This window comes from Sinomonas sp. RB5, assembly GCF_054063535.1.
In genome coordinates, this window is the sequence record NZ_JBSSGJ010000018.1 from 64,252 (window position 1) to 86,816 (window position 22,565).

The 22,565-nt window shown below is 69.0% G+C and carries 22 protein-coding genes and 4 pseudogenes; 12 read left to right on the forward strand and 14 right to left on the reverse strand.

The annotated features are described in order from the left end of the window. The first annotated feature begins 132 nt into the window (after positions 1 to 132). Both ACVWWH_RS17470 and ACVWWH_RS17475 read left to right on the forward strand, forming a co-directional pair. A complete protein-coding gene (locus tag ACVWWH_RS17470) occupies positions 133 to 1,902 on the forward strand; it encodes a sigma-54-dependent Fis family transcriptional regulator (RefSeq protein WP_457317419.1) in 1,770 nt (589 codons plus the stop codon). Between the two features lie 177 nt (positions 1,903 to 2,079). Next, on the forward strand, positions 2,080 to 3,441 hold the full coding sequence (locus ACVWWH_RS17475) for an MFS transporter (protein WP_457317420.1): 1,362 nt from the start codon (positions 2,080 to 2,082) through the stop codon (positions 3,439 to 3,441). Here ACVWWH_RS17475 and ACVWWH_RS17480 read toward each other — a convergent pair. After that, positions 3,406 to 4,041: a TetR/AcrR family transcriptional regulator gene (locus tag ACVWWH_RS17480; RefSeq protein WP_457317421.1), complete on the reverse strand. Its 636-nt coding sequence runs from the start codon at positions 4,039 to 4,041 to the stop codon at positions 3,406 to 3,408. The genes ACVWWH_RS17475 and ACVWWH_RS17480 overlap by 36 nt on opposite strands. 105 nt (positions 4,042 to 4,146) lie before the next feature. Here ACVWWH_RS17480 and ACVWWH_RS17485 point away from each other — a divergent pair, with 105 nt between their 5' ends. The 3 genes from ACVWWH_RS17485 (at position 4,147) to ACVWWH_RS17495 (ending at position 7,098) form a co-directional block, all read left to right on the forward strand. Continuing rightward, complete coding sequence (locus ACVWWH_RS17485) at positions 4,147 to 4,560, forward strand: carboxymuconolactone decarboxylase family protein (RefSeq protein WP_457317422.1); 414 nt, start codon at positions 4,147 to 4,149, stop codon at positions 4,558 to 4,560. A 13-nt stretch (positions 4,561 to 4,573) separates the two neighbouring features. Next, positions 4,574 to 5,407, forward strand: coding sequence for an NAD(P)-dependent oxidoreductase (locus ACVWWH_RS17490; RefSeq protein WP_457317423.1), 834 nt, complete (start codon positions 4,574 to 4,576; stop codon positions 5,405 to 5,407). 95 nt (positions 5,408 to 5,502) lie between these two features. Next, on the forward strand, positions 5,503 to 7,098 hold the full coding sequence (locus tag ACVWWH_RS17495; protein WP_457317424.1) for an FUSC family protein: 1,596 nt from the start codon (positions 5,503 to 5,505) through the stop codon (positions 7,096 to 7,098). Positions 7,099 to 7,115: 17 nt separating this feature from the next. On the opposite strand, the pseudogene ACVWWH_RS17500 reads toward ACVWWH_RS17495, so the two are convergent. Further along, positions 7,116 to 7,342: pseudogene (locus ACVWWH_RS17500) on the reverse strand (3-hydroxyacyl-CoA dehydrogenase family protein); the annotation flags it as partial. A 221-nt stretch (positions 7,343 to 7,563) separates the two neighbouring features. Beyond that, the gene (locus tag ACVWWH_RS17505; RefSeq protein WP_457317425.1) at positions 7,564 to 7,983 is read right to left on the reverse strand and encodes a MarR family winged helix-turn-helix transcriptional regulator; all 420 of its coding nucleotides are present in this window, start codon (positions 7,981 to 7,983) and stop codon (positions 7,564 to 7,566) included. Positions 7,984 to 8,671: 688 nt separating this feature from the next. Between ACVWWH_RS17505 and ACVWWH_RS17510 the strand changes: the two are divergent. Beyond that, positions 8,672 to 9,073 (forward strand): annotated as a pseudogene (locus tag ACVWWH_RS17510) (FUSC family protein); the annotation flags it as partial. Between the two features lie 57 nt (positions 9,074 to 9,130). On the opposite strand, the pseudogene ACVWWH_RS17515 reads toward ACVWWH_RS17510, so the two are convergent. From ACVWWH_RS17515 to ACVWWH_RS17550, 8 genes and pseudogenes are all read right to left on the reverse strand, one after another. Continuing rightward, positions 9,131 to 9,268, reverse strand: a pseudogene (locus tag ACVWWH_RS17515) (LuxR C-terminal-related transcriptional regulator); the annotation flags it as partial. 69 nt (positions 9,269 to 9,337) lie between these two features. Next, positions 9,338 to 10,543 carry an IS30 family transposase gene (locus tag ACVWWH_RS17520; protein ID WP_457317426.1) on the reverse strand — a complete coding sequence of 402 codons (1,206 nt, stop codon included), beginning with the start codon at positions 10,541 to 10,543 and terminating at the stop codon, positions 9,338 to 9,340. Between the two features lie 113 nt (positions 10,544 to 10,656). Further along, positions 10,657 to 11,076: a cupin domain-containing protein gene (locus ACVWWH_RS17525; protein ID WP_457317427.1), complete on the reverse strand. Its 420-nt coding sequence runs from the start codon at positions 11,074 to 11,076 to the stop codon at positions 10,657 to 10,659. A gap of 141 nt (positions 11,077 to 11,217) precedes the next feature. After that, on the reverse strand, positions 11,218 to 12,075 hold the full coding sequence (locus tag ACVWWH_RS17530; protein ID WP_457317428.1) for an SDR family oxidoreductase: 858 nt from the start codon (positions 12,073 to 12,075) through the stop codon (positions 11,218 to 11,220). A 20-nt stretch (positions 12,076 to 12,095) separates the two neighbouring features. Continuing rightward, positions 12,096 to 12,977, reverse strand: a complete 882-nt coding sequence (locus tag ACVWWH_RS17535) for an aldo/keto reductase (protein ID WP_307115902.1) — start codon at positions 12,975 to 12,977, stop codon at positions 12,096 to 12,098. An 86-nt stretch (positions 12,978 to 13,063) separates the two neighbouring features. Further along, positions 13,064 to 13,849: an SDR family oxidoreductase gene (locus ACVWWH_RS17540; RefSeq protein WP_457317429.1), complete on the reverse strand. Its 786-nt coding sequence runs from the start codon at positions 13,847 to 13,849 to the stop codon at positions 13,064 to 13,066. Then, complete coding sequence (locus ACVWWH_RS17545) at positions 13,846 to 14,607, reverse strand: carboxymuconolactone decarboxylase family protein (protein ID WP_457317430.1); 762 nt, start codon at positions 14,605 to 14,607, stop codon at positions 13,846 to 13,848. The genes ACVWWH_RS17540 and ACVWWH_RS17545 overlap by 4 nt, the downstream gene beginning before the upstream one ends. 122 nt (positions 14,608 to 14,729) lie before the next feature. Continuing rightward, positions 14,730 to 15,632 carry a helix-turn-helix transcriptional regulator gene (locus tag ACVWWH_RS17550; protein WP_457317431.1) on the reverse strand — a complete coding sequence of 301 codons (903 nt, stop codon included), beginning with the start codon at positions 15,630 to 15,632 and terminating at the stop codon, positions 14,730 to 14,732. 218 nt (positions 15,633 to 15,850) lie between these two features. On the opposite strand from ACVWWH_RS17550, the gene ACVWWH_RS17555 reads away from it, so the two are divergent. Then, positions 15,851 to 17,191: an MFS transporter gene (locus tag ACVWWH_RS17555; RefSeq protein WP_457317432.1), complete on the forward strand. Its 1,341-nt coding sequence runs from the start codon at positions 15,851 to 15,853 to the stop codon at positions 17,189 to 17,191. Positions 17,192 to 17,226: 35 nt separating this feature from the next. Here the strand turns inward: ACVWWH_RS17555 and ACVWWH_RS17560 are convergent, their stop codons facing one another. Further along, complete coding sequence (locus ACVWWH_RS17560; RefSeq protein ID WP_310078293.1) at positions 17,227 to 17,607, reverse strand: nuclear transport factor 2 family protein; 381 nt, start codon at positions 17,605 to 17,607, stop codon at positions 17,227 to 17,229. A 27-nt stretch (positions 17,608 to 17,634) separates the two neighbouring features. Continuing rightward, positions 17,635 to 18,675 carry a zinc-dependent alcohol dehydrogenase family protein gene (locus tag ACVWWH_RS17565; protein WP_457317433.1) on the reverse strand — a complete coding sequence of 347 codons (1,041 nt, stop codon included), beginning with the start codon at positions 18,673 to 18,675 and terminating at the stop codon, positions 17,635 to 17,637. 357 nt (positions 18,676 to 19,032) lie between these two features. Between ACVWWH_RS17565 and ACVWWH_RS17570 the strand changes: the two are divergent. Then, positions 19,033 to 19,599, forward strand: a pseudogene (locus ACVWWH_RS17570) (recombinase family protein); the annotation flags it as partial. Positions 19,600 to 19,724: 125 nt separating this feature from the next. Here ACVWWH_RS17570 and ACVWWH_RS17575 read toward each other — a convergent pair. Beyond that, positions 19,725 to 20,069 carry a helix-turn-helix domain-containing protein gene (locus ACVWWH_RS17575; protein ID WP_457317434.1) on the reverse strand — a complete coding sequence of 115 codons (345 nt, stop codon included), beginning with the start codon at positions 20,067 to 20,069 and terminating at the stop codon, positions 19,725 to 19,727. Between the two features lie 88 nt (positions 20,070 to 20,157). Between ACVWWH_RS17575 and ACVWWH_RS17580 the strand changes: the two genes are divergently transcribed. The 4 genes from ACVWWH_RS17580 (at position 20,158) to ACVWWH_RS17595 (ending at position 22,106) form a co-directional block, all read left to right on the forward strand. Next, positions 20,158 to 20,367, forward strand: coding sequence for a hypothetical protein (locus tag ACVWWH_RS17580; protein ID WP_457317435.1), 210 nt, complete (start codon positions 20,158 to 20,160; stop codon positions 20,365 to 20,367). A 78-nt stretch (positions 20,368 to 20,445) separates the two neighbouring features. After that, positions 20,446 to 20,757, forward strand: a complete 312-nt coding sequence (locus ACVWWH_RS17585) for a hypothetical protein (RefSeq protein WP_457317436.1) — start codon at positions 20,446 to 20,448, stop codon at positions 20,755 to 20,757. After that, positions 20,757 to 21,527: a metallophosphoesterase family protein gene (locus ACVWWH_RS17590; protein ID WP_457317437.1), complete on the forward strand. Its 771-nt coding sequence runs from the start codon at positions 20,757 to 20,759 to the stop codon at positions 21,525 to 21,527. Before ACVWWH_RS17585 ends, ACVWWH_RS17590 begins: the two co-directional genes overlap by 1 nt. A gap of 378 nt (positions 21,528 to 21,905) precedes the next feature. Further along, complete coding sequence (locus ACVWWH_RS17595) at positions 21,906 to 22,106, forward strand: hypothetical protein (protein ID WP_457317438.1); 201 nt, start codon at positions 21,906 to 21,908, stop codon at positions 22,104 to 22,106. The last annotated feature ends 459 nt before the right edge of the window (positions 22,107 to 22,565 follow it).

Genomic DNA, 22,565 nt, shown 5'->3' on the forward strand with positions numbered 1-22,565 from the left:
AGCCCCCTCGGACGGCCGCCCAAACGCCATTGCACAGGCGGAATCAATGCACCTCATCTTTGGTATTGGCCGCGTATGAGCAGCGCTGGGATCATTGAAGGATGAAGCGTCGGTCAGTGTCCCGAGGTCCACGTGGCTGAGAGCGACGCGCGCGAGCTGGACCGGCTCAAGGCTGCCCGGGAACTCCTCCTTCAGCGCGGCCTGCTCGCCCAGAAGGAGCTCGCAGGGGTCAGCCCCTCGATCGAGCGGAGCTGGCGCCGCTCGGTGAGCGTACATGCCTCGAACGCGCCGGTGCCGCCCCGCTTCATCGACGCGATCGACGCGCGCAATCCGCTGGTCGTCGCCGCAGGGCCGGTCCTGGACATGTGGCAGGACTCCCTCTCCGGGATGCGGGTTGCCGTCTTCCTGAGCGACCGCAGCGGCCAGATCGTCGCCCGGCGCCTCTCGGACCGCGGGGACGGCCGGAGGCTGGACCGGGCCTTCGCGACCGAGGGCTTCGACTTCTCCGAGGGAGCCCTGGGCACCAACGGGCTCGGGACGCCCATGGAGGACCGCACCCCGGTGTCCGTCCGAGGGCCCGAGCACTTCAATGACGTCCTCGAGTCGCTGGCCTGCGCCGGCGCCCCCATCATCGACCCCCGGACGGGACGCGTCGCAGGGTCCATCGCCTTCGCCGCCACGCTGGAAGCCTCGAATCCTCTCATGCTGGCGATGGCCCGGCAGGCCGCCCAGCAGATCGAGGCGCGGCTCACCGAGATCAGTGCGCCCATCGACTTGGCCGCAACGGCGGCCTTCCTCCGGTCGCGGTCCACCAAGGACCCGGTCCTCGTGCTCGGCCAGGAGACGGTCATCGCCGACGTCCGCGCCCTCTCGCACCTGTCCCCCGATGCCCACGCCGTCCTGTGGCAGAGGCTCCAGCAGCTCGACTGGAAGGCGGCGTCGAACGTCGTCGAGCTGCCCGCGTCCACCTCCACGGCTGAGGCCCGCAGGCTCGAGGGCTCTGCGGTCTTCGCGCTCGAGCTCAGGGACAGCGGGACGGCCAGCCCCCAGCACGACACCGCCGCTCCTGGCCGGACGGGCGCCAACGCCGCGGAGCTCGAGCTGCTGTCCCGCTCCAGCGGGATCGTGGGGGTGGCGGGGCCGCCGGGGTCGGGCAAGCACTATGCGGCCCGGGAGTGGCTGGCCGGGAGGTCCGCCGGCGAGGAGCCGCTCACCCTCGACGCTGCGGCGCCCCCCACCGGCGGCATGGCGGAGCTGGCCGCGCTGGCCGGCCGGGCACTGACGGCGGGCCGGTCCGTCGTCGTCCGCCACCTCGACGCGCTCGATCTGCTCGGATACCGCGCGCTCGAGCCGGCCGTGCGCCTCGCCGCGGAGGCTGCGGCCGGGGACGCGCAGGGGGCGGCGCCCCGTCTTGCCCTGACGTTCGACGACGAATCGCTCGGCGAGCAGGTCCGCTCACGGATCGTCGCGGTGGCCCCGATCTCGACGATTCCCGCCCTCCGCCGGACGCGCGACCGCATCCCGGCCCTCGTCCGCGCCATCGTCGACGAGTGGCCCGAGGAGGACCGCGTCGCGGTGCCGCCCGCGGTGATGCAGGCGCTGGTGGGATGGGACTGGCCGGGGAACGTGGCCGAGCTCAGGACCACGCTCCAACTGCTGATCGCCCAGCGCGGGGGACGCGTCCTCCGGCTGGAGGACCTCCCGGAGCACCTCCGGCGCCGGGCACGGTCCCTGAGCGCCATCGAGGCCCTCGAGTACGACGCCATCGTCGACGCCCTCCGCAGAGCTGGCGGCAACCGTTCCGCGGCCGCCGCCGCGCTGGGGATCGGCCGCACCACGCTGTACCGCAAGATGCGCTCGTTCGGGCTGGACCGCGACGAGGGTTCTTCGGCCGCGCGCTGACCCCGAGGGCTGTTCCAATCTGGAACACCTGCCGGCTGCACCGCGCCCCTACCGTGGAAGTCTGATGTGGCGGCCATCACATACAGATGCCCTCCGCCCGCCGCGTCCGCCACCCCTTCCATGTCTTCGCGCCGGCAACGACGCCGCCGAGACCTGATCCGACAGGCAGGAACCCCCGTGCAGACAGCCCATCTCCGGACCCCCAAGAAGGCGGCCATCGCGTCGCTCCTCGGAAGCGCCCTCGAGTACTACGACTTCTTCATCTACGGCTCGGCCGCAGCCCTCGTCTTCAACGCCCTGTTCTTCCCCAGCCTCGACCCGGCCGTAGGAGTGGTCGCCGCCTTCGGCACCTTCGGAGTCGGCTACGCCGCGCGGCCGATCGGCGCCCTCGTGATGGGCCACTTCGGCGACAGGGTGGGGCGCAAGAAGGCGCTCCTGGCCACCGTGCTCCTCATGGGCCTGGTCTCCCTGGCGATCGGGCTCCTTCCGACCTACAGCTCGGTCGGCCTCTGGGCTCCGGTCCTGCTCACCGCGTGCCGACTCCTGCAGGGGTTCTCGGCGGGCGCCGAGAGCGCCGGCGCCTCGGTGCTGACGCTCGAGCATTCGCCCGAGGGCCGCCGCGGGTTCTTCTCCAGCTTCGTCATGGTGGGCTACGCCCTCGGGATGGTCCTCGCGACGGTGGTCTTCCTCCCCGTCGCCACCCTGTCCCATGAGGCCCTGTACTCGTGGGGGTGGCGCGTGCCGTTCCTGCTCTCCATCGTCGTCACCGCCGTGACCGTCTTCGTGCGCAACACCCTCCATGAGACGCCCACGTTCGAGGAGGCGAAGTCGAACGACGATGTCTCGGGCAGGCCGATCGTGGAGGTCCTGCGTCACCAGCCCCTCGACGTGGTCCGGGTGGCCCTCGCGACGACCATCGCGATCTTCCAGTCGCTCTTCACGGTCTTCATCCTCAGCTACGCGACCACCACGGCGGGGATCGACCGGGTCGCGATGCTGACCATCAATGCCGTCACCATTGGCCTGTCGATGTTCACGCTCCCGCTCGCCGGGAGGCTTGCCGACAGGTACGGGCGCCGCCCCCTCATGATCATCTCGGCCGTCGGCTGCGCCCTGACGCTTCCGCTCTACTTCATGGCCATCATGTCGCACAGCCTGCCGCTGGTCTTTGCGGTCGCCTTCGTCAACATGACCCTCTTCTTCTCGGCCTACAACGGCGTGTGGCCGGCGTTCTATGCCGAGCAGTTCGCCAGCCCCATCCGCTACTCCGGCATGGCCGTCGGCAACCAGATCGGCAATCTGCTGGCCGGCTTCGCGCCGATGATCGCGGCCCTCATCGTCGGGGAGGGCACCTTCGGCTGGGTCCCTGTTGCAGCGGGCGCCGCCGGGGTCATGGTCATCGCTTCGGTAGCCGTCTACTACATGAGGGAGACGGCGTTCACTCCCATCGACGAGCTGGATCACCCATACCGTGCGTCGGCCGCCTCGGCGCAGGACACCCGGTCAGTCGTTCCCGGACTGTCCGGCCGGGGCGAGTGACGGAAGCAGAGCCGCGATGAGGCGGCGTCCGAATCCTGGGTCCATTGGAGAGCCGCTGAGGAAGAACCGGTAGTAGATGGGCCCGAGGAGGAGGTCGGTGACCATTTCGGGGTCGAGGTCCTCCCTGAGCTCGCCGCGCGCCTTGCCACGCTCGACAAGCTCAGTGACCTCGGCCTGCCGACGGGTGACAACCTGCCCGCGGTAGACCTCGGCGAGGTGGGGATCGGCAGCGACCTCCGACACGAGGCCCTTCATGATCCACCCCATCACGGAGGTCTGCATGAGCTCGGCAGTCTTGTCGATCAGCGCCACGAGCTCAGCCGCGGTGTCCCCGGTATAGGGACGGGTGCTCACCTGGTCCACCATCTCCATGAGGAGGGCGAGGGCGAGGTCGGTCTTGGACCGGTACCGGCGGTAGATCGTCGTCTTGGCCACGCCGGCGCGGGCCGCCACTCCCTCGACCGTCAGCCCGGCGAAGCCGGCCTCGCCCAGCAGGGCCCGGGTGGCGTCCAGGACGGCGCGCTCCGTCCGCGCGCGGCGCCTGCCGTGGCCCGAGGTCGCCGTTTCCGGGTTCGGGCCCTCCGCCGTCTTGTTAGTCACAACCCTTACCCCTACCACGCCCACCCTCCCAGTGCTATCCTTGAAACGCAACGTAGCGTTTCATTATATCCGACCGAAGCGCCCAGAACAGCTAAGGAGCACACGATGGCCGTAGACCGTTACCAACGCGGCATGGACCGCATGATGGAGCTCGTCTCTTCAGAGCATGCGAACACGTTCGACCACGCAAAGCTGGTCGAGTCGTACAGGGACTTGGACCCGGATCTTGCGGACTACATCGTCTCCTTCGCCTTCGGCGACATCTACTCCCGCAAGAGCCTCACTCAGCAGGAGCAGACCATGGCGACCATTTCCACGCTGACCGCGCTGGGCACGGAGCCTCAGCTGAAGCTCCACCTCAATGTCGGCTTCAATGTGGGCCTGACCAAGGAGAAGATCGTGGGCACCCTGATCCACCTTCTCCCCTACGTCGGGTTCCCCCGTGTCCTCAACGCCCTGACCCTCCTCAAGGAGGTCATGGCCGAGCGGGGCATGGCTACTTCCACCGACGCTAACTAGGAAGGAACCCATCATGAGCAAGAAGATCGGCTTTGTCGGACTGGGGACCATGGGACTTCCCATGGCAGTGAACCTGAACAAGGCAGGATTCGAGGTGATCGGCCACGACGCCTTTCAGGGAAGCCGCGACAAGGCCCGGGCCGCGGGCATCACCATCGCCGAGAACCTGGCGGACGTCGCCGCCCAGGCCGACGACGCCGTCATCTCGATGGTCCGCGACTACGCCCAGAATGTCGACGTCATCCTCGGCGACGGCGGGCTCCTGTCCTCCGAGTCCACGGATCTGACGATCATCGTCATGAGCACCCTCGACCCGGACACGATGAACGAGCTGGGCCGACGCGTCGAAGCCGTCGGCAACGTCAAGCTCATCGCGGCCGCCGTCAGCGGCGGTTCCACGGGCGCACAGGCCGGCACCCTCTCGATCATGACCTCAGGCGACCAGGACACCGTAACCGCCGCCCGCCCCTACTTCGATGCCGTCGGCTCCAACGTCTTCTACTACGGCGACAAGCCCGGCAACAGCCAGGCCGCGAAACTCGTCAACAACCTCGTCCTCGGCATCAACATGAACGCCGTCGCCGAAGGACTCGCCTTCGGCGGACACTACAGCCTGCCCCAGGACGAACTCCTGAACCTGTTCAAGGTGAGCACCGGCGACAGCTGGGTCGCCCGGAACTGGGACTCCGTCTCCGAATGGACCGCCGACACGGCCCTCGCCGTGCTCCTGAAGGACCTCAAGGCCGCCCACCTCAAGGGCCTCGAGCACAACATCCCGATGCCGTTCAACGCGCTCTCCTCCACCCAGCTCTTCCACTCCATGGGCAAGGAACCGCACGGCAAGTGAAGACGGCGCGCGGCCTGCAACACCGCCGGTCGACCGGTCGGGATGTCGGAGGATCCCGCAGCGCCCCTCCTACCTCGAAAGGATTCCCCCTCCCGGTGGCCTTCCGCACAAGCCTTGACCGTATCCGCGCCTGGTTCGGCGACCTCTTCGCCCTGCGGGACGCGCGCGCAACCATCGCGCCGTCGCTCCAGGCGGGCATCATTTCATCCTTGACGGTGGTGGCCTCCTGCCTCCTCTTCGGACCGGAACTCGGCGCCATCTCCCTGCTGGGTTCGATGCTCGCCCTGTGGGAGTCAAAGCGTCCATTGTGGGCCAGGGTGCGCAACGGGTTGCTGATCGCCGCGACGATGAGCCTCTCGATGACCCTCGGCGTCCTGCTCGCCCCCTACCGGTGGGCCACCATCCCGGTCATCATGATCCTGATCCTGGTCGCCGTCGTGGCCTATTACGGGTTTCTGCTGACCTCCGGCCCGGGACCCCTCCTGCTGTTCTATGGGGCCGTCCTCGGCACCTATTTCGGCATGGACCCCCACCTTGGGTGGAAGATTGTGGGGATCACAGCCTTTGCCGCGCTGTTCACCGGTTGCCTGACCCTGCTGGTCCTCGTCGTCGACCCGCACCGCCCCGAACAGCGTGCAGTTGCCGCCGCCCGGCGCGCCGTCGAAGATTACCGCGCTGCAGCAGGACCAGCTGGGCGCAGCGGCTCCCCCAATCCCGAGCGGCGCCGCAGGCTCCTCGCCGGCGCATACGGCGCCGTCAACCGCGCCTGGCTGACACTGAACTCGGCGCACCCGGCAACGACGGGCCGGGGCCACCGCAACCGCGAGAACGAGCTCCTCGCAATCAACCGGGACCTGGCGGCCAGCGTCCTTGAACACTCAAGCCCTCCCGCCCGGATCCGGCAGCTGACCGCGGACACCCCGCTGCTGCTCGGCCGGCCCAGCTTCACGTTCCTGCTCGCCCACGCGCTGCGCCGGGACTCGGTCCCCTGGTTCACCGCCTGGCGCATAGCGCTGGCAGCCGGCCTCGCAGGCCTCGTGAGCGAGCTGGCTGGAATTGGGCACTCCTACTGGGCGATCCTGACGGCCGCACTCGTGCTACATCAATGGACCGGTCGCGTTGCCACCACACGGCGGGCAGTCCACCGGGCCATCGGCACCTTCGTCGGACTCTTGGTGGTGGCGTTTGTCATGGTCCTGGATCCCGGCCCCTGGTGGGTGGTTGGCATCATCATTGTCAGCCTGGTCGGCCAGGACGTCCTGATCCCCTTCAACTACTTCCTCGCGCTGATCCTCGTGACCCCCATGACGCTGCTGGCCATCGAAGCCACCGGGCTAGGCGGTCCCCCCTCCGGGCTGCTCCTGGACCGGTTGCTCGGAACGATCATCGGAGGGGCCATCGCCCTGGTCATCACGTGGGCCACCAGCTACCGTTTCCCCGAACGCCTCCTCCGCGCCCAACACATGCGCGTGGAAGCCGCCATTGCCGCCGTCGAACGCTTCATCGCGGAAGGCACCTCGAACACTGCAGCTGGCCGCCGCGCCCGTGTTGAGCTCAGCTACGAACTCACCCACCACTACAGCGTCCTGGACCGCGCCGCCACCGAGGACCCACGTCTTGCAACATTGAAGGAAGCCGACGACAGCCTGATCGACAAGGGGTACACGGCGCTGGCGAAAACCTGGGTCTAACTGCGGCGCAGCGAGGTTCAGCTCCAGTCGAAGAAGCCCTCCCCCCGGATTTGCGGCCTAGCTCTCCGCGGGCCACCACGTCCCGCAGGATCAGCGGCGGGGCAAACCGGGCGCCGAGGGTCGACTGCAGGTATTGGCGATGCTGAGCCGGAGGTCCAAGCCCACGATGTCCGTAGTCTCCAGGGGACCGGCGCGGTGTTTTTTAGCTGCGCACCATGGCGTTGTCGATGTCCGCCGCTCTCGCAGAAGCAGAGTTCGCGGGACGAACAATGCAAGGCCACCCACGCTCGGGGGCGTTCACTGCAGCACGCCGTTTCCCGACACAACGACAGGCAGCAACCCGTTCAGCAACTCGTCCTGCGGCAGGCTGTAGTGGGCCCCGAACGCGAGCCCCTCGGCGACGGCGGTCATGGTAATCCCTAGGGCCAGGGAGGTCACCGGTCCATTGTGCCCGGGGGAAGAGCGCTACTGGGTGTCGCGGAGCAGTGCGCGGAGCAGGCGGATGAGGTCGGCGCGCTCGGCGGGGCTGACCGCATCGAGCATCGCCTCGTCGACGCGGCGGACGGCGGGGAGCCAGCTCTCAAGGAGCTCGGCGCCCTGATCCGTGAGGGCCACGTAGCGGCGCCGGCGATCGCGGGCATCGACCGTGCGCTCGAGGAGCCCGCGCTTCTCGAGCCGGCCGAGGAGCTCGGCGAGGGTGGCCTTGCCGGTGGCAGCGGCGACTCCGAGCCTCGCCTGCTCGATGCCGGGGTGCTCTGCGACGGCACGCATGACGGCGTACTGCGCCTTGGTCAGCTCAGGCACCGCCGCCTGCCAGGCGGTCGCGTGGTCCTGCATGAGGCGCCGCATGAGGTGGAACACCTCCCCGTTGAGCTCCTCCGCCATCCGCCCCTGCCCGAGTCCAATATCACGACGCCCGCGGCCGTCCCGCGGTCACAGGCAAGTCTAGACTGGAATTGTTCGTATACGAATATTCTTATACGGATGCCCATCCCACGACTGAGAAGAGGAAGCCCGCCCGGTGAAGGAGCACGCCCGCCAGTTCTTCCGCATGCCCCCGGGAGACGGCCACCGCCTCCCGGCCCTGCGCGTCGCCCTCGGCATCGCGGTACCGCTCGTGGCCCTCGTGCTCGCGGGCCGGCTCGACCTCACGGTCTACGCCATGTTCGGCGCACTGACGGGGGTCTACGGGCGGGTGGAGCCCCACTGGCTGCGGCTCAGGCACCAGACCGAGGCGGGGGCGATCATGACCCTGTGCGTGCTCCTGGGCGTCGCGGCCAACCGGGCCGGGGCGGGGGTGTGGCCCGTCGCGTTCCTGACGGTGGTCCTCGCCGGCGTCCTCTCGGTCGTCTCCGACGTGCTGCGCCTGCGCCCGATGGGCCCGTTCTTCCCCCTGTTCGCCTTCACGGGCAGCGCGGCCGTGCCCTTCTCCCGCGCGCCCTGGGAGGCTGGGGCCGCGGCCGCCGGCAGCGTCGCCGTGGTCCTCGTCCTCGGGTTCGCCGGGCGCGCCTGGGCCCGCCGCCGCACGCCCGAGCGCGGCCTCGTGGAGCCGCCCCGCCCTGGCCTGCGCCGCATGGTGCGCCACGGCGGCCGCTACCTCGCGGCGACCGGCTTCTCCGGACTCGTCGCCACGTCGGCGGGGCTCGGCCACAGCTATTGGGCGATGGTGGCGGCCTGCGCGCCGATCGCAGCGGCGGATGCCAGCAGCGCGCTCGTCCGCGCCGTCCACCGCGCGGTGGGGACCCTCGGCGGCGTCGTCCTCACGGGGGCGCTGCTCTCGGTGCACTGGTCCCCGCTCCAGCTCGCCGTGGGCCTCGCGGCCCTCCAGTTCGTCGGAGAGGTCTACGTGGTGCGGCACTACAGCGTCGCCCTCGTGTTCATGACGCCGGTCGCGCTGCTGCTGGGGCAGTTCGTCAGCGCGGTGCCCGGAGAGGTCCTCACCCGTGACCGTGCCGTGGAGACCCTGGTCGGGGCGGCTGTCGCCTTCGGGGTCATCCTGGCCACGACCGTCGAGCAGCGCCGGGCCGAGCGCCTACGCCCGGATGATGCGGCGACGCCGGGCCTCGGCGATCGCCGCCGTCCGGTTCTCCACGCCGAGCTTCGCGTAGATGTGCACGAGGTGCGTCTTCACCGTGGCCTCGGAGATGAAGAGCGACTTCGCAAGCGGGCGTGGCCATGTCAACCCGAACGAGGACCAGGGTGACGGGGCAGATTCCATTGCTCGTCGCAACACCGGCGGCTATCTGCCTCCTGCCAGAAGGGTAGCGAATCGTTCCTGCGGGGTGGCCCAGCCGAGCGTCTTCCGCGGTCGGGCGTTGAGTTCGGCAGCGACAGCCCTCAGCTTCGCGGGGCCGTGCACGTTCGGGTCGGTGCGTTTGGGGAAGTAGTCGCGCAGGAGCCGGTTGGTGTTCTCATTGGTCCCGCGCTGCCAGGGCGAGTGCGGGTCGCAGAAGTAGACGGCGGCGCCGGTCGCGAGGGTGATCTCTGCGTGCCGGGCCATCTCCCAGCCCTGGTCCCAGGTGATCGAGCGGCGCATCCCCTCAGGCAGCTCGAGGAAGGCCTTGATGAGGCTGTCCCTGAGGCTGTCGGCCCGGTGGGCGGCGTCGACGCGCAGGAGCAGCAGAAACCTGCTCGTGCGTTCGACGAGCGTGGCGATGGCCGAGGAGTTGTTCCTGCCCATGATCAGATCACCCTCCCAGTTGCCCGCAATGGTGCGGTCAGTGGGCTCGAAGGGGCGGTCGGCGATCGTCAGGACGTTCGGGCCGAAGCGGGAGCGGCGGCGGGGCACGAGCCTGGAGGGCCGGCGCCGGTTGCGCTTGGTCCGCAGGAGCCGGGCCGAGTCCCGGCGCAGAGCCCCGCCTCGCCAGTCGTAGATGTCCCGGTAGATCGTCTCGTGCACGACCCGCCGGGTCGGGTCGTCGGGATGGCTGGTGCGAAGGTGCCGGCTGATCTGGGCCGGGCTCCAGCGCTTGCCCATCAGCTCCTGGATCTCGGCGCGCAGCTCGGGGCTGGCGGCGATCTTGCTCTTGCGCTCCCGCCGTCGAGCACGCTGGGCCAGCTTGTGGGCGTGGAACGGGCGGTACTTTCCTGCCCCGTCGCTGTTGCGGCGCACTTCCCGGCTCACTGTCGAGGGAGCCCGGCCGAGGGTGGCGGCGATCCGCCGCAGGCTATGTCCGGCGGCGAGCATGTCCGCGATCGCCACCCGCTCGTCCTCCGAGAGGAACCGCTCCGAAATCGTCCTCTCAGCCCGCTGGGCAGCCTCGACGATGGGTGCGTAATGGCGGACGACTCCGGACTTGTCGCGGTCCTTGTAGCCGTTGCGCCACTTGCTCCCCGTCTTCCTGGGAATCCCGAGCTGCCGGCAGATCTCGGCATTGTTCAGCCCCTGACGGGTCAGCTCGATGTACCTCGCCCGCTCGGCGGTCTTCCCGACCGCCCCGGGCATCCTCTGACGAGACTTCGCATCTGCCAACACAACTCCTGAAACTACTCAGGTGTTGCGACGATCCTTAGAACCCACCCCGTCACACCGGTCCTGAACCAAGCTGCCATAGTCATTCAGGCGAGCTTCTGGTATGCCTCGTCCGTCACCGGCTCGAGCCATTCGTTGCTGACGTCCTGACCGGGGGTGATGAAGGCGAGGTGGCTAAACCATGAATTGGCCTTCGCGCCGTGCCAGTGCTTGGTGCCCGCCGGGACGCGGACCACCGATCCGGGCTCGAGGCTGGTCGGGGCCTCGCCCTCGGCCTGGTACCAGCCGCTGCCCGCCGTGCACAGGAGTATCTGGTCGCCGCCGCCTCCGCTTCCATGGTGGACGTGCCAGTTGTTGCGACATCCCGGTTCGAAGGTCACATTGCTGACGCCGACGCTCCCCTGGGTGATGAGCGGCGCGAGGTAGCTCTGCCCGGTGAAGTACTGGGCATACGCGTCGTTGTGCTGCCCGAGGGGGAAGATCTGGTCGAAGTGGCTGTCCGTCATGTTTATTCCTCTTCTGTTCGCTGTCGACGTGGGTCGGCGCGACCTGCGCTGTCCACGCCGGGCATCGTCCCCGATCGGGGCCGGCAGTCCCTGTCAGTACGTGGGATTCGCTCGTGGCGCTTCAGCCCCGGTGGTGAGGGCCTACGCCTGCTCCTCCACCTTCGGCGTGGGCGCGAGGCCCGCGAGGGGTCCGTAGAAGTGGGAGGCCGTGCCGCCGCCGTCGATGAGGATGTCGCTTCCGGTGATGAACGCGCCACGGTCGGTCAGGAGCAGCTCGGCCACGGTGGCGACCTCGTCGGGGGTGCCGGCGCGCCCGGCGGGGGTGAGCTCGAGCATGCGGCGGTAACCGGCCCCATTGGCGCCGGCGAGCTCGTCGCGGGCGAGCGGGGTGATGATGATGCCGGGGCTGATGGCGTTCACCCTGGCTCCGCGCTCTCCCCAGTGGATGGCCTCGGCCTGGACACGCAGTACGTTGGCGCGCTTGGAGATCTGGTAGGCGTGCAGGCCATCGCTGAGGCTTTCCGGCTGCAGCATTGCCAGGGTGAGGAGCTCGTCGGCAGGGGCCGTCGCCAGCTGGCGGTCCTCCTCCGGTGTGAGGGCGGGCAGCCGGTGCCCGGACTGGGAGGCGATCACGACGCCCGCCCCGCCCGGGGCGATGACGTTCCCGAACTCCTCGAGGACGACGGCGGTGCCATACAGGTCGACGCGAAGGATCTGCTCGATGCTGGCCTGGCTGGCCGAGACGCCTGCAGCATGGACGACGGCGATGACATCGCCGAGCCCCGCTGCCTGCGCTGCCAAGGCGTGCACGGACTCCCGGGACGAGGCGTCGACGACGGCGGTCGTGGCGTCGAAGCCGGCGTCAGCGAGGACGGCGGCCGCGGCGTCGGCGTTGTCCTGCTTCAGGTCGGCCAGCAGGACGTGCCGTCCGGGGCTGACTCGGCGGGCGATGGCCTGGCCGATCGACCCGGCTCCGATGACGACGGTGACGCTGCTCATGGTGCTCCTTCCTTTCTGTCTCAGGCTTCTGGGATGACCATGGCGAACCGTTCGGCGCGCACTTGGTCGGGGTCGGGTCCGTTGCGCACACCGGTGTCGAGGGAATCGATGCGGGCGAGCTCCTCGGCTGTGAGCTCGAAGTCGAAGACGTCGAAGTTCTCGGCGATGCGGCCGGGGTTGACTGACTTGGGGATGGCCGAGCGGCCCTGCTGGAGGTGCCAGCGCAGCATCACCTGGGCGGGGGTCCTGCCGTGCGTCGTGGCCAGTTCCCCGATAACCGGGTCCTGCATGACGTTCCTGCGTTCGTTGCCCCAGCCCGGGTAGAAGGTGATGCCTCCGATGGGCGACCAAGCCTGGGTCAGGATGCCGTTCGCTGCGTCGGTCTCCTGCACTTCGGGCTGGGTGAAGTAGGGGTGGAGCTCCACCTGGTTCACTGCGGGGACGATGTCGGTCGCAGCGAGCAGCCGCTGGAGGTGGTGTGGCATGAAGTTGCTGACGCCGATGGCGCGCACACGCCCGTTGGCGAGCAGGGCCTCCAGTGCCCTGTAGGCGTCGATTGTCTTCTCGAAGCGGTCGGGAGCGGGCTGGTGGAGGATGAGCAGGTCGATCTGGTCGAGGCCGAGCTTGGCGGCAGCCTTCTCCCAGGCGTGCAGGGTCTGGTCGTAGCCGTAGTCGCTGACCCAGACCTTGGTCTCGATGAACACTTCGGAGCGGTCGAGGCCGGAGCGGCGCAGGCCCTCCCCCACTTCGCGCTCGTTGCCGTACGCTGCCGCGGTGTCGATGTGCCGGTAGCCGGCGGCCAGGGCGGCCTCCACGGCCGCGGTCGTCTCCTCCGGGGCGCTCTGGAAGACCCCCAGACCGAGGGCTGGCATCGTGACGCCGTTGTTGAGAGTGAGTTCCATGGTCATGCCTTTCACAGTGCACCGGGGAGAGGGTGCACAGGGGTCGGAATTGTCTGGAATGCGATGCGTACGGGCAGGTCCGTCGGCTACTGCTCGGGGCTGGCGGAGGCGACCTCGTCGAGGTCCCGTCGGACCTCTGCCGGTTCGCCCTCGAGCGGGAGGTTCTCGGCGTCCTCGGCGGCGTCGAGGGAGCCGGCCGGGTCGGCGGCCAGGGCTGCGAAGACCGGGGCGAGGTCGTCCTGCTCGGGTCCGCGCTCGGAGACGAGTTCGAAGGTCCTGTGGTCGGCGGCGTCGGTGCTGAGGCTGTCGATGAGGACGCGGGCGATCTCGTCGCGGGCGATGACTCCGTCGGCGGGGCTGCCGGACTGGCGGGTGTCGCCCTGGAGCATGACGATGGTGCGCTGGTCGGGGCTGTTGTAGTCGAACCAGCCCGGCCGCACGATCGTGTACTGGTTGCCGCTGGCCCGGACGAGCCGCTCGGAGCGGCGCTTCCATTCGGCGTAGCCGGAGCCGCGTCGGGTGGCGCCGATGACGCTCATGAGCGCGATCCGCACTGGCCGTCCGCCGAGGGCCGAGAGGATGTTGCGGACGCCGCCGTAGTCGATCTCCCTGACGTCCGGCTCGCTGGTGCTCGAGCCGTGCGTGAAGACCACGGCGTCGACCCCCTCGACCGCCGCCTTGAGGGTCTCCGGCCTGGTCAGGTCGCCGACGAACCTCGCCGCAGCCGGCGGGAGGGTGCGGGTGCGGGAGGGGGAGGGGTTCCGCACGAGGGCCCGGACGGTGTAGCCCTGGCGAAGGGCCTCGGCGACGGCGTGGCGGCCGACGCTGCCGGTCGCGCCGACGACGAGGACGCTCTGGGGGCGGTCTGTCATGGGTTCTCCTTCAGGGTGGTCTGGTCGAGCACGCGCAGGGCGTTGAGGGTGCGCGGGTAGCCGATGTAGGGGATGAGCTGGGTGAGCACGTCCAGCAGCAGGGCGCGGTCGTTGCCCACGTTGAGGTTGGCGCGGACGTGGCCGGCGAGCTGGGGTTCGCAGCCGCCGAGGGAGGCGAGCATCGCGAAGGTGAGCAGTTCCCGGGTCGGCACGTCGAGGCCGGTGCGGGTGAGGTGGTCGCCGAAGCAGTTGCCGGCGAGGTACTGGTGGATGTGCTTCTCGTCCTCGGGGGCGTTGGCGCGCATGGCGTCGACGGCATCGGCGCCGACGATGCGCTTCTGCACAGCCAGGCCTTCCTGCACCCGGGTTGCCGGGTCCGTGGTGGACTGGCCGGGCAGTGGCAGCTCGACGCCGCGCTCGGCCAGGATCTCGTTGGTGGCGTGGAGGAAGTCGAAGACCTTGGCCATCCCGACGTAGGGCACGGCCTGGTAGAGGACCTCCTTGGCCTGGACCGCGGTGACGCCCACTGTCAGCGCGGCTCCGAGCATGACCCGGTACTCGCCGAGGGCCTGGCACGCGATCAGGGACGCGAGCTGGGTCATCAGGCGCAGCCGAGGGTCGAGGTCGTCGTGGGCGAGGACCTCGTCGAAGGCGAAGTTGTCGAAGTACTCGACCAGCTCCGGGTCGGTCTCCGCGAGGGTGGACACGTGGCCGGGGAAGAGCGCGTCGTGGTTGCGGCGGGCGTTCTCGGTGGGCATGCGGATGGTTCCTCTCGTTCCCGGGGGGAGGTCGGTGGATGCGGCCAGCTCGGCCTGGGCGGCCGGTGATGCCCCCCCTCCGGGGCGGCTGCCGGCGCCGGTGATCAGCCGGGCCTTCCCTGTCAGGCGTCTCGCCCGGAGTCTGTGGGCAGCTCTTCTGGCGTCCGGGTCTCTGCCTGGACGTTCGTGGCGGCCCAGCTGGCCAGGAGTTTGAGGCGTTCGTCGCTGGGCGACCCGGGTGGGGCGGTGTAGGCGAACATGGTCCAGCCCGGGTTGGCGGGCAGTTCCATGGCTTCGTAGTCCAGTTCGAGGTCGCCGACGACGGGGTGGTGGATGCGTTTGAGGCCGGTGCGGTGGAAGCGGACGTCGTGGGCTGCCCAGCGGGTGCTGAAGTCCTTGCTGCCGGCGGCGAGCTCGCCGATCAGGTCGGTCAGGCCCTTGTTGTGCGGGTTCCGGCCGGCGTAGCCGCGCAGGGTGGCGACGACCTCGTCCATGTTCTTCTTCCAGTCGGGGTAGAACTCGGTCGCGGCCGGGTCGAGGAAGAGGAAACGGGCGTTGTTGGGCGGGTTCCCGCCGCCCTCCAGCACGGGCGCGTAGAGGGCCCTGCCGAGGGCGTTCATGGCGACGAAGTCCATCCGCTCGTTGCGAACCCACACGGGGGCGTCGGTGACGGCGTCGAGGAGGCGCTGCAGGCTCTCCCGCACCTGCGGCTTCGAGGAGGCGCGGCGGCGCGCAGCCGGCGGGCGCTGCGCGGCGCGGGCGAGGTCGAAAAGGTGGGCGGTCTCGGCCTCGTCGAGCTGGAGGGCCCGCGCGATCGAGTCGAGGATCTCCTCGGAGACCCCGGAGAGATCGCCGCGCTCGAGCCGGGCGTAGTAGTCCACGCTCACGTTGGCGAGCAGGGCGACTTCCTCGCGCCGGAGCCCGGGCACACGCCGCCGGCTCCCGCCGACGATCCCGGCCTGCTCCGGGGTGACCTTGGCGCGCCGGGTGCGCAGGAAGTCGCGCACCTCCGTTCTGCTGTCCATGATTCGAGGCTACGTCGCAGGCGAGGCCCGTGGGGCGCCCTGCCAGTACACGGATGAGCGGTCACTTCTTCCGCATTGCGGGAGCGGATTGTCTTGAAGGGAAGCTGCCGGCGAGAGATCTGGATGGAGAGATGGCTTTGACTGAGGGGACTGCAACGGGCCAGGACACGGCGGAAGGGCGGCCGGTGCATCGGGGGGCGATCCTAGCGATCATCCTGGTGAGCTACTTCATGATCATCTTGGACAACTCGATCATCTTCACTGGCCTGCCGGCGATCGAGCGGACGATGGGCTTCTCGCCCACGGAGCTGGCCTGGGTCCAGGACGCCTACACGCTCACCTTCGGCGGGGCCCTCCTGCTGGGCGCCCGGGCCGGGGACATCGTGGGCCGGCGGCGGATGTTCATCGCCGGCCTCGTGGTCTTCACCTTCGCATCCGTCCTCGTGGGGGCCTCGCCCGCAGGCTGGTGGATGGTCGCGGCCAGGGCGCTCCAGGGCATCGGCTCCGCCGTCCTGGCCCCGTCTTCCCTTTCGCTGCTGACCGCCACCTTCGAGGAGGGGCCGGCCCGCGACCGTGCCGTGGCCCTCTACGCAGCGGTGGCCGGCATCGGGGCCAGCCTCGGGCTCGTCGTCGGCGGGACGATGGCCGACCTCCTCTCGTGGCGGGCCGGGTTCTACCTGAACTTCCCGATCGGGGTCGCGATGATCGCCATGGGCGTCCGGTTCATCCCGCAGATGGGCCGGGGCCGAGGCCGGTTCGACGTCGCCGGGGCGCTGCTGTCGACCCTGGGCATGGGCGCTCTGGTCTTCGCGATCGTCTCCTCGGCCGACTACGGGTGGGCCGCGCCGCAGGCGTGGGCTCCCCTGGCGGCCGGGATCCTGCTGCTGGGGCTCCTGGTCCTGAACGAGGCCCGCAGCGCGCAGCCGATCATGCCCCTGGGACTGTTCAGGAACCGGGTGCGGGTCGGTGCCTACACGGTGCGGATGCTCTACATGGCCGCGATGATGGGCTTCTTCTACTTCACCACGCAGTTCCTCCAGGAGGTCCTGCACTGGACGCCCCTGCAGGCCGGGGCGGGGTTCCTGCCGATGAGCGCCGTGAACTTCGCCGTGGCGATGGCCGCGCCGAGACTCGTCGCCCGCTTCGGGGCCCGGCTGGTGCTGCTGGCCGGGGTTGTCCTGACCTTCGCCGGGATGCTCTGGCTGAGCCAGGCCGGGCCGGCGAGCGAGTACCTGGTGGCGGTGGCCGTCCCCATGGTGGTGATCGGTGTGGGCCAGGGCCTGGCCCTGGCGCCTTTGACCGGCTTCGCGATCACGGAGGTGGCCCCGTCCGAGGCCGGCGCCGCCTCCGGGGTGGTGAACACCTTCCACCAGCTCGGCAGCTCTGTCGGCCTCGCTGTGCTGGTCGCCGTCGGCAGCGGCGCGGCCGGGGACGCCATGGCCCCGGCCGCGGTCGGGGCCCGCGTCCACAGCGCCCTGGAGGCGGCGAGCGTGATCCTGGCCGCCGCGGTGGTCCTCGTCGTGGCCCTGGTCCTGCCCCGTACACGGCACGCCCGGTAGCGCAGCGATGGCCCGCGCGGCTGCGGCCGCGCGGGTCACCAGGTCGATGCTTCGGTGCGGGCGGCCAGCCATCCGGCTGGGGTGCGGGCGAAGTCGACGGCGAGCTGGAGCCGCCACGTCGTGCGGGCCCCGTAGACGGTGGCGTCGGTGATGATCTTCCCGACGAGGCGGGCACGGTCCCCTTCCAGCTGCAGGGAGGTGTCCCGCTCCTGGGCCGTGTGGTAGACGAACTGCCCCTCCCGCATCTGTGCCAGCCACTCTGCCTTGGGCTGGACGTAGCCGGTCATGTGCGTCAGGGTGAAGCCCTCGGCGAGGAGTTCGCCGAGGGCTTCCGTGTCCCCTTGGACCATGGCCTCGAGCTGGGCGCGCCAGTTCGCCAGGACCTCAGCCCTGGCCTGCTGCTGTGAGGCCTGCATCAGATGTCCCACCGGGCGGCAGCCATGTCAGAGGCTGCCGACGCGCAGGAGCGACTTGATCGCGCGGCGCTCGTCCATGGCGGCGTAGGCCTCGGCCACGTGGTCGAGGTCGGTGGTGAAGTTGAAGACCAGGCCCGGGTTGATGTCGCCGGCCAGGACGCGCTCGAGCAGCTCCGGGATGTACCTCCGCGCCGGGGCGACGCCGCCCTTGATGCCGACGTTCTTCCAGAAGATGCTCTGGTAGGTGAACTCCTCGTACAGCGGCACCCCGACGGCGCCGATCATGCCGCCCGCCCGGGTGACCCCCGCCGCGGTCTCGATCGACTGGTCCGTGCCCACGCACTCCAGGGCCGCATCCACCCCGACCCCGTCAGTCAGGCGCAGCACCTCGGCGATGGCCTCCTCGCCGCGCTCGGCGACGATGTCCGTGGCGCCGAACTCCTTGGCCACCGCCTGACGGTCGGCATGCCGGCTCAGGGCGATGATCCGCTTCGCGCCGAGCAGCCTCGCACCGAGCACGGCGCTGAGGCCGACCGCGCCGTCGCCGACGACAGCCACGGTGTCGCCCTCCTTGACGCCGGCGCTGACCGCTGCGTGGTAGCCCGTGCACATGACGTCGGACAGGGCGGTGAACGAGGCCAACTGCCCGTCCGTGAAGTCCGAGCCCGGCACCTTCACGAGCGTGGCATCCGCGAACGGGGCCCGCACGAACTCGCCCTGGCCGCCGTCGGTCTCTCCGTTGCCGAAGGCTCCACCGTGCTCGCAGTTGGAAGGGAAGCCCGCCTGGCAGGCAGGGCAGGTGCCGTCGTTGAAGGTGAACGGGGCGATGACGAAGTCGCCGACGGCGAGATCCTTCACGTCCGCGCCGACCTCCTCGATCACGCCGACGTACTCGTGGCCGATGCTGCCGACCTTGTGCGGGTTGATGCCGCGGTAGTACCACAGGTCCGAGCCGCAGACGCAGCCCCGCACGACACGCACGACCGCGTCAGTCGGGTCGTGGATCACCGGGTCAGGGCGTTCGCCGATCTCCACATCGCGTGCTGCCTTGAAGATTGCTGCCTTCATGAGTGGTTCTCCCGATTCCGTATGGTTGCAGGTCTCGACGCTACGCGCCGCGCGGCCTGTGAGGGAGGCACCGCCAGTACACGTATAAGGTGTGCCTGTCGGCACGTGCGGGAGTGCAGCTGAATGAGTGACCACTCCAACCGCCAAGTGACGAGCCCGGGACGTGATCCCCTTCCTCGAGCACGAGGACATCATGATTGCCTCAAAAACCTAGAGGTTTTGAGACAAGGGGCACCACTACGCACCGCTGCCGCTTATCCGCGCCGTTCCGCGGTCGAGTGTGTCTCGGAAAGTCGGCTCGCCCCTATCGGTGTCTCAGGTATCCGGGTTAAGGGTTTTCGGGGCACAATGTGCACCATGAGGCTCTTGGGATACACGCGGGTGAGCACGGCGGCTCAGGATGCCCAGCTTCAGCGCGATGCGCTGATCGGGGCGGGGGTCGAGCCGCGCGACATCTTTGCCGATGTCACGTCCGGGCGTCAGGCCGCGTCCGGGCGTCCGGGGATGGTCCGACTCCTCGAATACGCGACCCCCGGGGACGTCGTCGTGGTCTGGCGAGTGGATCGGCTCGGACGCTCCCTCCTGGACGTACTCACGACTGTCGACGAGCTGCGCGAGCGCGGGATTAGTGTGCGCTCTATTCAAGACGGGATGGATCCGGACACTGCTTCGGGAAGGCTGATGCTGAACATGCTCGCGACCCTTGCCGAGTACGAGCGCGAGCTCATTTCAGAGAGGGTGAGCGCCGGAATCGCAGCCGCCCGAGCATCCGGGATCCGGTTTGGGCGACCCTCCTCAGATCATAAGGTGGTCACCGAGAAGCTGGCGATCGTGGCGGCTGCCCGAGGAAGGGGTCACACGGCGGCCGAAGCAGCCGCTTTGGTGGGCTGGAGCCGGGCGACACTGTATCGCCACCAGAAGGCACAGTTGGCGCGTGGAGCAGCGTCTGGGCCGACGAAGTCGGTTTCGACCCCTGTTACGTCCCACACCGAAGTCAGTAGGAGACCTAGAGGGAAGGGCGGGAGCACGCCGATCTTCGCAGAGGAGCACTAGGCATCGGCAGTTGGCTCTCGAGAGCCCAAGTTCCGATCTCGGTGGCGGCGGCGACCACCCCTGTAGACAATCCGTCCTGGCACAGTCTCAGGCGGAACGAGGAGCTCGCGGACATCGACCCTGAGAACAGCAGCGATGTCCCACAGCCTTTCGTAACCCAGACTCCTCTGGCCCAATTCAACGTAGAGAACGGTCTTCCGTTCCATGCCAGCCGCGTTCCCGAGCTGCTCTTGCGTCAGATTTCGCTCAAGCCTCAGCTCGCGTAGACGAGCCCCCACTGCCTTCCGCCGAGTAGCCCAGAGCTCGAGCTGTTCGGCGGACGCTTTGCGGGGAACGGGCATCGTTCCATGTCACTAAGATGGGACATTGTTGTCTGTCCAACTAGTTGGACATGTGGCACAAATCACCATCTAAAACAAGGAGTGCCCCTTGGCAGTACAGGTCAGACTCGACCTTTCGGACTCGGTCTCCGTCCGCGATCTCAACACCTTCCTCAACTGCCTGCCCCAGTATGTCGATGCGACCAGAGACCTCCGCTACCACTACGTGCAGGACGACAAGGTCGCCTTCCTCGCCGTGGAGTTTCCCTCGGCCTCGCGTCACTCGGAGGCGGCACCCAACCAACAGACCGCCGAGTGAAGCCCCCGCCATGGTCGGGCACCGGAGCGTCCGCCCACACCCGTTGTCTGAATGCCGAACCGGTAGAGGAAGTCACCGATGCAGACCCTGACCGACCTAGACACCGGCCATTGGCTTGTGACCACCAGTTCGGGAACCACCCACCTGTTCGATCTGCGCGCGGACGGCACCTCCACAGTGACTCGGCTCCCACGCCAGGTAGACCCGGCGAGCGAGCTGGACATCTCGGCCGACCTGCGTCGCGATGGTGAGACCCTGCCGCTGATCGGGATCCTGATAATCACTCCAGGTGTCGAAGGCGCCTTCTACCTCCGAGTAAGGACCGATGGTGTGGCGACCCTCCGCATGACGACCCCCGTCCAGTCCATCCGTAGCCTCGAGGAGTCATGATGGCCCGCTTCGCTGTACTGGGTGACCTGCACGGGAACGTCATGGCCGCACGGCTGGCTGCGAAGACGATCCGGGCTGCCGGCATCCACACCATGCTGCAGGTCGGCGACTGCGGCCTCCTCTGGCCTGGCCTGGGCCGGGACAAGGTGGTTCGCCGCCTGGACTTCTTCATGGAGCAGTCCTCGGCACGGTTCTACTGGGCCGACGGCAACCACGACGCCCCCCCCCTCAGGGGCCTCCCACTGCAATCCGACGGCACCCGCCGGCTCACTGACCGGCTGACCTACCTGCCCCGCGGCCTGGTCCTCGAGATCGACGGCGCGCTCATCGGCAGCCTAGGGGGTGCCTTCTCAGTGGACGCTGCATGGAGAGTCGAGGGTAAGTCGCTGTGGGCGGCCGAGGAGGAACCCACCGAGGCCGAAGCCGCCCTACTGGTCGAGAACGCCGCAGGGCGGCGCCTGGACATCCTCCTCACCCATGACGCCCCCGCCGGGGTGACGGGCCTGCGGGACCCGGACCTCCCGCCGGAGCTCGCCGCCCGTGCGCACGTGACCCGCGAGCTCCTGCAGCGCGTGGTAGATACGCTCCGGCCGCGCATCGTCCTGTGCGGCCACTGGCATGTCCGCTACACAGACCTCCTGCAATGGCAGGACGGGTCATGCACCAAGGTGGAGGTGCTCGCCGCCGACGAGATGTGGAAGGACAGCATGGTCGAGCTCGTCGTCGACCACGACCGGCTCGAGGTCAACCCCTTGCCCATCCTGGCCTGAACGGCCGCGAACATCTGGCGCTCGCCCCGAAATCCGCCCTGGTACCGGGTGTGGGCCGCTCCGGGTACCGGCGCGGCCCAGACTGGTACCGCTCTGCGGGGAGAATCGAGGAAGTCGAGTACTGCGGCTTGGCATTCATGGCATGGATGAGCGTCCCGTTGCCCCTTTCGAACTGGAGGACGACGAGCTCGAACAGCCGACCCTTCGAGTCGACCCAAGGCGAAGCTGGTGCCCCGGGCTGTCGTCATAGAGGTGAGCCCCCTAGGGCGCAAAGTAGCGATGCCCTCCGAATAGAGCCACCGCGGCCCTGGTATGGCCCCGCGTCGGGGTCCCAGGCCTTGGCCTCCCGGGCCCCCGCTACGCGAAGGCCGGCTGCGGGTGGGCGCAAAGAGCAGCGATTACTGGGGTGGCTCCGCCGAGGCGGAATACGTCAATCGGGCGGGCACCCAGGGCCGGGTTCTGGCCTTCGAGCCAGAGCCGGGCCTGTTCAGGGGTGAACGCGGCCGCCAGGTGTTCGACGAGGAGATCGATGTCGGCCAGCTGGTGCGCAGTGGCTCCACCGCCCACGGCTTCCGTTAGCTCCTTCGCCGCTGACTGGGGCTCGCATCCGTTGGCGGCCCTCTGAGAGCCTTGCTGGTGCGAGGCCGGCGCTCCCCCATAACCTCGGCCTCCTCGGCCCGTCCGTCAGGCAGCACGGCCTCAGCGCTCTCCGCGCAGCTCGGCGAGGATCGTGCTCGTGGACACCGCGCTCCGGACCCGTGGAAAGGTGGCGTACTGGGTCGGTACTCGGCCGGGCTGCCCAGATGGAGGACTGGGACGGGCTCGTGCTCGCGCCCGGACGGTGCTGCCTCAGCGGGGGCCTTCCTGGCACCACGTCTCGGTTGCGCCCCCGTCACCTTGTCTTCCTTGCATCGCCTGATTGGCCGCTTTTCGGTCTGCCACGGCCTTCCGTGCCCTGGCCAGGAGGGCAGCGACGGCACGGTCCGCCTCCTCCTCGTTCAGGCTGAGGTCGTTACTGATGAGGGAGCCGGCGCCCGT